General features: G+C 52.5%; 5 protein-coding genes. 3 read left to right on the top strand and 2 right to left on the bottom strand.

What is annotated here, in order from left to right; genetic code table 11:
• Nucleotides 1-41: 41 nt before the first annotated feature.
• The gene (gene glnA, locus AAH187_RS09045) at nt 42-1,451 is read left to right on the top strand and encodes a type I glutamate--ammonia ligase (RefSeq protein ID WP_342348127.1); all 1,410 of its coding nucleotides are present in this window, start codon (nt 42-44) and stop codon (nt 1,449-1,451) included.
• 108 nt (nt 1,452-1,559) lie between these two features.
• Here the strand turns inward: glnA and AAH187_RS09040 are convergent, their stop codons facing one another.
• Entirely contained in the window at nt 1,560-3,806 is a 2,247-nt protein-coding gene (locus AAH187_RS09040) for a hypothetical protein (protein WP_342348126.1), read from the bottom strand.
• Between the two features lie 70 nt (nt 3,807-3,876).
• Between AAH187_RS09040 and AAH187_RS09035 the strand changes: the two genes are divergently transcribed.
• Nucleotides 3,877-5,511 (top strand): hypothetical protein, encoded by a 1,635-nt coding sequence (locus tag AAH187_RS09035; RefSeq protein ID WP_342348125.1) that lies wholly within the window; start codon nt 3,877-3,879, stop codon nt 5,509-5,511.
• A gap of 185 nt (nt 5,512-5,696) precedes the next feature.
• Nucleotides 5,697-8,297: an ATP-dependent chaperone ClpB gene (gene clpB / locus AAH187_RS09030; protein WP_342348124.1), complete on the top strand. Its 2,601-nt coding sequence runs from the start codon at nt 5,697-5,699 to the stop codon at nt 8,295-8,297.
• Between the two features lie 80 nt (nt 8,298-8,377).
• Here clpB and AAH187_RS09025 read toward each other — a convergent pair.
• A partial coding sequence (locus AAH187_RS09025; protein ID WP_342348123.1) for a hypothetical protein occupies nt 8,378-9,040 on the bottom strand: 663 nt, incomplete at its 5' end.

Below are 9,040 nucleotides of genomic sequence, written 5' to 3'. Positions count from 1 at the left end.
ATTACTTTTATAAACAGATGTGCTTGCGAAGGAGGTATTGAATGACCGCGAAAGAAGTGTTGGATTTTGCGAAAAAGAACAAGGTGGAAATGGTCGACGTCAAGTTTGTCGACCTCCTGGGTACCTGGCAGCATTTTTCGATTCCGACCTCAGAATTAACGTTGGATTTATTTAAAGAAGGCTCGGGATTCGATGGATCGTCAATGCGGGGGTGGCGTGCGATCCAAAATAGTGACATGTTGATCGTCCCTGATCCGAATACCGCCTGCATGGATCCCTTCATGGAGATTCCGACGTTAAGCATTGTGGGGGACGTGCAAGATCCCATTACCCGAACCGTCTACGAGCGGGATCCCCGCGGTGTGGCCCTTCGCGCGGAACAATATCTCAAGAGCACCAAAATCGGGGATGTTTCCTATTGGGGACCTGAAGCCGAATTCTTTATTTTTGACCATGTCTCGTTCGATCAAAACAGTCACTCCGGTTACTACTTCGTCGACTCGGAAGAGGGCATCTGGAATTCCGGAAAAGACGGAGAGAACCTCGGGTCTCGCCCCCGCCATAAGGAGGGATATTTTCCCGTGGCCCCTGTCGATTCGCAACAGGATATCCGGTCGGAGATGTGCCGGGAAATGGAAAAAGCCGGGATTAAGGTGGAGAAACATCATCATGAAGTGGCCACAGGTGGCCAGGCCGAAATCGATCTCCGATTCGATACCATGGTCAAGATGGCCGATCAGATGATGATGTACAAATATATTGTGCGCAATGTCGCGCGTCGGCATAACAAAACCGTGACCTTCATGCCCAAGCCGCTCTATGGAGATAATGGCACCGGGATGCATACCCATCAGAGTATCTGGAAAGACGGGAAGCCATTGTTTGCCGGAAAGGAATATGCGGGTGTCTCGCAGATGTGCTTGTACTATATCGGCGGGATCCTCAAGCATGGTCCGGCGTTAGCCGCGCTCACCAACCCGATCACGAATTCCTACAAACGGCTGACCCCTGGTTTTGAAGCACCGGTGTTGCTGGCCTATTCCAGCCGGAATCGATCGGCGGGCATCCGGATTCCCATGTATTCGCCAAGTCCCAAGGCCAAACGCATTGAGGTCCGATTCCCTGATCCCTCGTGTAATCCGTATTTGGCCTTCAGTGCCATGCTCATGGCCGGATTAGACGGGATTCAAAATAAAATTCATCCGGGCGAAGCCATGGATAAAAATCTCTATGACTTAGAGCCGGAGGAATTAGGAAATATTCCCTCATTGCCGTCGAGTCTGGAACAGGCCTTAAAGGCTCTTGAGGATGACCATGAATTTCTCTTGAAAGGCGGAGTGTTTTCCGAGGACCTGCTTGAAGCCTGGATTGCCCATAAACGGACCAATGAAATCGATGCGATTCGAGTCAGGCCACACCCGTATGAATATTTCATGTACTATGATTGCTAATCGCTGAAAAGTGGCCTTCCCCGCGTTCCTGTGGGGAAGGCATACGGTTCTTCTAACGCCCGGGTGAGTCAATGAAGGGGATGAACAATTCCTTTTGATGCCCGGGCGTTACTGTTTGGGAAATCGTTGAAGGAATTGTTTGCGAATTTTCGTCATTCTGGTGTGAATGGCATGCTCCAGGTCGTCGGCTCCCTGAAGCCAGTTTGTGGTGAGCATCCCGAGCCGGCGAGCTAAAAACACCATTTCATCAGAACCGGATGGTGGCAGGACAAGATCCTGGGCATGGCCACGGACTATTCGAAGTCCATCAATGAGTTGTCGAAAATACAGATAGTCGTCTTTGAGCTGAGCCCCGTCTTCAAGAGTGAAAAAGCCTTCCCCGCTCAGGTGATCGATGGCATCCAGGGTATTGGGCGTGCGAATGGAAGGATGGTTGTGCCCGTGCATGAGTTGAAGATATTGCACGGTATACTCCACATCAAGCAGGCCACCGGCTCCGTATTTGACATGCGTGGTTCCCGGCTGGACCAACTCTTTGATTTGACGTTCACGAAGATGGAGGGCCGTCTGAAGATCCCATGGGTCGGGGGCATACACAAATTCGTCGCGATGTTGTTCAACGGCTTTTCCCACCGCACGATTTCCAGCAAGAAAACGGAGCTTGAGTAACGCCTGTCGTTCAAAGGGGGCGGCTCCACCCTGTGGCGCATAATAGCGCTGAATTTCCTGGAGAGAATTGGCGAGGAGGCCTTTTTCTCCATGCGGGCGCAACCGGGTATCCAGGTGAAAAATGCCTTCCTGCTTGGCTTCAATCCATTGGAGAAATTCCTGCGCCCATCGTTCAAAATAATCTGAGGATTCCTGGGTCGTCTGGCCTCGCGAAGGTTTGCCGGGCATGTGATAGACGAACAGAATCTCGATATCGGAGGCATACCCTAATTCCCCGCCTCCGAGTTTCCCTAATCCAAATATCGCTATCGACGGAGGGGTGGTGAGGGAGGCTTTCGGATTGATCGCCTGTTGAGAATGCAGAAGGGCCTGGTTGAGAATGACATCAGCAAGATTGGTCAGGGCCTTGGAAAAGTCAGGGAGTGGACTGTTTTCCAGGAGATGACGCATGTCGATTCGAAACAGTTCTTCGTCTTTCCATTGATTCAAACGCTGTTTTTTGGCGACAGGAGTTCTGGCTTTAAGCAATAACGGCTCGATGGCCTTGCTGAGTACAGATTTTGATCGAATCAGGGGGCCTTTTTGGTATTGATTCATCATGGGCAACAAATTGTCATGCTGCCGTCGGAGTAAATCCTCCCACAGGTAATCACTGCTGCCAAAGAGTTGAGCCAGTCGTTCCAGAGTCGAAGCCTGGCTTAGCTTGGTGAGATGCGAGGGAGTATTCGCCTGCTCTAACCATAGATCCAGGAATTGATCAAAATGATCGAGCGCTTTCCCGGGGTCCGGTGCCCACCTCAGATAATGAGTGAACTCTTTAAGTAAGGTGGCCGCCGTTCGCAGTTCCTGTTGTTCGGCTTTTCCCTGAATTTTGCCGCCCTGGCGTCCGCGGACGTAGAGACGATTGCGGACACGATGATTGGCGACTTCAATTTTGGCTTTTACGATATAGATGCCGCGCATGGCCAGGGCATTGGCAAAGGTGTACAAAAATGCCGGCGTATCGGTTGAGCTAATATCCAGAATGGTTTCATGACTGCCGCGCGGGTTGGAAAACGTGATGTGGACCGGATGGACCATCTCCGTCGGTTTTTGCCGCATGTTCTCTAAATTCTCAATGAGCCGGCGATTCACCTGTCGTCGGGCTTGCCGGATCTGATTCTTTTGAAGAAGGACGAGAAGGGTCGTCACCATGATTTGAAACTCGCGTTGTTCGGGTTCGGCAAATTTCCGGTCTTCAAGAGCCTGCACATGAAAGACATCCACGACAATTTTCCGGGTTAACCCTCGAGTCGCTTGTGAGGCGGAGCCCGTGGAGGTCAGGCCTTGAACTGATGGTGCTGAGGGACGAGATGGAGACATCTTTTCTAAAGAGGTGAAAATCGTGGCCTCTCGAATATCCAGTCCAAATGACGATAAGACGCCACAGAATGTGGCAAACTCCGAAAAATAATCGTAACCCACCAGAGTCAGTTGAAATTGCCGGGTGGGCAGTGTCCGGATTGAGATCGCACAGGGTCGTTCGAACGTGAGCTGGTTCGCCAGGGTTACATGTTCCAGGATTGCGGCGGGAGGAAAGCTTTCAAAATAATCAGGGTCCATCTGCTGGACAAAATCTCTAATCAACGCCGGACGAAGATCAGGACATTGCGTTTGATATGACTGGATCCGCTCTGAATCGTTCATGGTGCCGAGTATACTGAAAAAATGTTGCATTGTAAGGTCGGACGCGCTCCCGTATAATTTTCTTTTTACGATGACCGCTTTTAAACCACACGCAGCTTCCGAGGAGGACCCTCCTGCTGCCCGCTTTCCCGATCCCACGCCCTTACTCCTGGCTTCAGGACTTATCACGCAAGACGTGGCCAGGATTCTTCAGGCCTATGGTCTGCAGGATTGGAAGCGCGCCGATCATAACCTTCAGGCCATGGCCGGGGAACCGGTCGCCCGGAAAGCCCTGGCGACCATTCTGCCTTCAGTGTTACGCAGCGTCGCGCAAACGGCCGATCCGGATCAGGCCATAAATGAATGGGAGCGGTATGTCGACTCCGGCATCCAACGCCTCCAATTATTTCAATATTTAGCGATGGTTCCGCATGTGGTCGAAGTGTTGGGCGCAGCGTTCGGAAATAGTCCGGCCATGGCGCAAACATTTATCCGTGATCCATTATTGGTGTATTGGATCGAAGATGATGGGGTCCTGCGTCGGCAGATGACCCGGAAGGCCCTTGAGGCCAACGTGCAGGCCGCCCTCGGTACCGTGACGAGTTTTGAGGCGAAATGTGAAGCGTTACGGCGGATGAAGCGGCGCGAAATGCTACGAATCGGGATTCGCGATTTGTTGGGCATAGCCACGCCCGTAGAAACCTATACCGTGTTGTCGGATCTCGCCGCCGCCGTGATTCAGGCGGCCTATGAACTGGTGAACCAGGAGTTAATCCAGCGGTTTGGCGATTTTGGAGGGGGGACATCGACCGGGAAAAAGGCGGACGGTTTTTCCGTGCTGGCCATGGGGAAACTCGGAGGCTGGGAGCTGAATTACAGCTCGGATGTCGATCTCATTTATGTGTACCATGCGCCCGAAGGGACGACGAAAGCGGGGAGGGGACAAACCAGTATTGCTCGTGTGCTGTATTGTGAAACCCTGGGCCGTGAACTCACGGCGGTCTTGACGGCGCCAACAGCCGAAGGCGCTTTGTTTCGAGTCGATCTCCGTCTCCGTCCGGAAGGGATGGTCGGGCCGTTGGCTTCGTCCCTGGAGGACGCACTTCATTATTACGCGGGTCGAGGCCGAACCTGGGAACGTCTGGCATTTCTCAAAGCCAAGCCCATTGCCGGAAATCTTCGTGTGGGGCAAGCCTTAATCAAGGGGCTGACAAACTTTGTCTATGGGAATGAAGAACCCGAAGACCAGGTATTTCCGGCCATTCAATCACTCCGGTCACAAATTCTTTCCAAGATGATTCGACGCGGGGAAGTCGACCGGCATGTCAAACTGGGTATCGGAGGCATTCGGGAAATAGAATTTATTGTGCAAGCTCTACAACTGCGTTGGGGAGAGGCGTGCCCCGAAATCCGTGATCGGCAAACACTCAAAGCTCTGGTGAAATTGACGCACATGAAAAAACTGACGGCACCGGATGCCCGCCAGTTGAAAGAGTCGTATGTGTTTCTGAGAAATCTTGAGCACAAACTTCAAATGGTCCATGAATTTCAAACGCATCTGCTCCCGAGTAAGACGGAGGAGATTGCCAAATGCGCAGTCAGAATGGGTTACCTTAAACACGCCACCGTGGCCCAGGCCACGGAAACATTCCTGAGCGACTATCGCCGACATACCACCACCGTGCATCAGTTGTATGAACGCATCCTGTGTTCGTCATCGTCCTAGCTGCTCCATGCTCTTTTTTGGGGATAGGCCTTTTTTCGCCCTTCATTTTCCGAGTGTGTTTCCGGCAATGGGAAGAATGTCGAGTGTGAATCAGTCCTGAGGGGTTGAAATTCGGCTCGGGATTGTTATCTCTATAGTGAGAAGTAAATTCTTTATTTAGACTTTCTTTATTGAGGGGGAAGCCAATGGACCTTAACCGGATGACGATCAAAGTACAGGAAGCCCTGCAGGCTGCCTCGGGGATCGCGATGCGACGAAGCCATCAAGGGATTGATGTGGAGCATCTCCTGCTGGCGTTGCTGGAGCAATCCGGTGGATTGGCTCACCCGATATTAGAGCATACGGGTGTCTCGCCCACCGCCGTCAAAAATGCCGCAGAACAAGTGTTGCAAAAAGTTCCTCAGGTTCAGGGGAGTGGGGCGCCTCCCGGACAGGTGCATCTCTCTCCGCGTCTGGCAAAGGTGCTCAACCAGGCGGAAACGGAGATGAAGGAACTAAGGGATGAATACCTGAGTGTCGAACATGTCATCCTGGCCATGGTAGCCGAAGGGGGCGTGTTTGCGACTATGGGACTCAAGCGGGACAAGGTGCTCGCCGGTCTTCAGGAGGTGCGTGGCAATCAACGTGTCACCAGCCAGGATCCGGAAGGAACCTATCAATCATTAGAGAAATATGGTCGGGATCTGACCCGATTGGCCAGCCAGGGCAAATTGGATCCGGTGATCGGCCGGGATGAAGAAATTCGTCGGGTCGTGCAAATCCTCTCCCGCCGCACCAAGAACAATCCGGTCCTGATCGGAGAACCGGGAGTCGGGAAAACCGCCATTGTCGAAGGACTGGCACAACGGATTATTAAAGGGGATGTGCCGGATGGACTCAAGAATAAACGCTTGATCGTGCTCGATATGGGCGCCCTGGTGGCGGGGGCCAAATTTCGTGGAGAGTTCGAAGAGCGGTTAAAAGCCGTGCTCAAAGAAATTCAATCCTCCCAGGGACAGATCCTGTTGTTTATCGATGAATTGCACACGGTCGTGGGAGCCGGAGCGGCAGAGGGTTCCATGGATGCCGCTAATTTGCTGAAGCCGATGTTGGCCAGAGGAGAACTCCACCTGATTGGTGCCACTACGCTTGATGAATACCGGAAACATATTGAAAAGGATGCGGCCCTGGAGCGGCGCTTCCAACCGGTCGTCGTCGATCAGCCATCGGTGGAAGATACCATCTCCATCCTGCGGGGATTAAAGGAGCGGTATGAAGTCCATCATGGTGTACGGATCAAAGACTCGGCATTAGTGGCTGCCTCACGCCTGTCCAATCGATACATCGGTGACCGGTTTCTGCCTGATAAAGCGATAGACCTCATCGATGAAGCGGGCGCGCGCTTGCGAACCGAAATCGACAGCATGCCCGCCGAAATGGATGAGATCTCCAGAAAAGTTCTCCAATTAGAAATTGAACGGGAAGCCTTAAAGAAAGAAACCGATGCGGCCAGTCGAACCAGGTTGATCACGATCGAGGAAGAATTACAAGGCAAACAGGAAGCCCTGAATGATTTGAAAATCCAGTGGGATGCCGAGAAATCTTCGGTCGGTAAATTACAAACGATTCGTCAGGAGATCGAAGGCGCCAAACAACAAATCGAGCAGGCCGAGCGGCAGTATGATCTGAATCGTGTGGCGGAGTTGCGCTATGGCACCCTGCCCAAACTGGAAAAATCCATGAAAGACGAAGAGGAGCGGCTGGCCAATCAACAGGGCACCAGCCGTCTGCTCAAAGAAGAAGTCGATGAAGATGACATCGCCGAGGTCGTCAGCCGATGGACGGGCATTCCCGTCAGCCGTTTACTTCAAGGCGAAGTGGAAAAGTTGTTGCACCTCGATGAGTGGTTGCATAAACGTGTGATCGGTCAGGATGAAGCGGTGCAAGCCGTGGCGGAAGCTGTGTTGCGGGCGCGGTCTGGCATCAAGGATCCCAATCGCCCCATCGGTTCATTCCTCTTCCTGGGGCCTACCGGCGTGGGCAAAACCGAGTTGGCGCGGGCGCTGGCGCATACCCTCTTCGATAACGAAGCCAATATGGTCCGTATCGATATGTCGGAGTATATGGAAAAACATACCGTGGCGCGCCTCATTGGCGCGCCTCCAGGGTATGTGGGCTATGAAGAAGGCGGCCAGTTAACCGAAGCGGTGAGGCGCAGACCCTTCTCGGTCATCCTCTTCGATGAAATCGAAAAGGCGCATCATGATGTCTTTAACGTCCTGCTCCAAGTATTAGACGACGGGCGGTTGACCGACTCGCAAGGCCGAACGGTGGACTTCAAAAACACCGTGCTCATCATGACCTCCAATCTGGGCAGTCAGGAGATACTGGAAGCGCAGCAACGGAATATGGATTACGAAGGCATTCGCGCGTTAGTGCTTAAAGAAATCCAACAGCACTTCCGACCGGAATTCTTGAATCGGGTGGATGAAATCGTCGTCTTCCATCCCTTAAAACGGGAGGAACTGGCGCAAATCGTCGAAATTCAATTGGAACGCCTCAGGGTCAGATTAGCGGATAGGCGGATGTCACTGGAACTCTCTCCCGCGGCCGTGGCCGATCTGGCTGACCGAGGCTATGACCAGGTCTATGGAGCACGGCCCTTGAAACGCCTGCTTCAACAGGAAATCGAAACGCCGCTCTCACGGCTCATTATCCAGGGCAAAGCCGCGGATGGCCAGCGAATTGTGGGGGACCTGGTCGACGGCAAATTCGTCCTCACTGCCCAGGAAAAAGTGGAAGCCTAACACCACTTTCTACCTCTCAACGGGGGGAAAGGTCTTTGTTCTCCCCGTTGGATAGCCCTCTGCAAAGCCTTCTCCTCATGTCACCTTCCAAGATATTCAATGAAGATCATTAGGAAATAGCCTCCTGAAGGAATGGCAAATGCCTTCAGAATGGGCTGTTCGGCAAACGGGGAAAACGCCCCTTTCCTAAAGTTCTGGACCTCGCTGATGACCTTCTGCACTTGGGCCTTTCGTGTCGAGCCGGAACTCGTGCTCAACATGAATGACAGCTCGTTGAGAACCCGTCCCCGTGCGTTTTCCGCCGTCTGCCGAAAATGGAGGGCTGAAAAAATTGCCAACCCGATGTTGCTGCCTATCACGATCAGAAGGCTGATCGGAAGATCCCAGTCATCAAAAAACGAAGAGCGCGACACAATCATGACCAAGACGATGATAAAGGGATAATAGATTAAGGTTCCGACCACTTCTGTGAGCTGGCCACAAAACCGCAGACTCTGTTGAATGTTGGCAATGGAAATGTTCAGTGAACTGTGGAACCAGGGTTCCCGTAACGTATGCCGAGAGGGCCATTCAACGCCGTTTTGTAAAACCCAATCCACCATCCGGGCACAAAGCCGTGTCGCATACACGACAAAAAACACCAGGAGCCACATGGTGACCACGCTCAATAATAGAATCCCCTTATCCCACATGAAACAGGTCTCATCGCGGCAAGGGGTGGTTGGAAATCCGAGGAGAAAAAA

The organism is uncultured Nitrospira sp., from assembly GCA_902500695.1.
Taxonomy (GTDB): Bacteria; Nitrospirota; Nitrospiria; order Nitrospirales; family UBA8639; genus Nitrospira_E.
Note: the sequence above shows the minus strand (reverse complement) of the source record. Positions and strands in the feature narration are given on the sequence as shown.

Excerpts from the sequence above, each read along its gene's own strand:
- clpB (WP_342348124.1), top strand. The coding sequence starts at position 5,697 with ATGGACCTTAACCGGATGACGATCAAAGTACAGGAAGCCCTGCAGGCT.
- glnA (WP_342348127.1), top strand. The coding sequence starts at position 42 with ATGACCGCGAAAGAAGTGTTGGATTTTGCGAAAAAGAACAAGGTGGAA.
- AAH187_RS09035 (WP_342348125.1), top strand. The coding sequence starts at position 3,877 with ATGACCGCTTTTAAACCACACGCAGCTTCCGAGGAGGACCCTCCTGCT.
- AAH187_RS09040 (WP_342348126.1), bottom strand. The coding sequence starts at position 3,806 with ATGAACGATTCAGAGCGGATCCAGTCATATCAAACGCAATGTCCTGAT.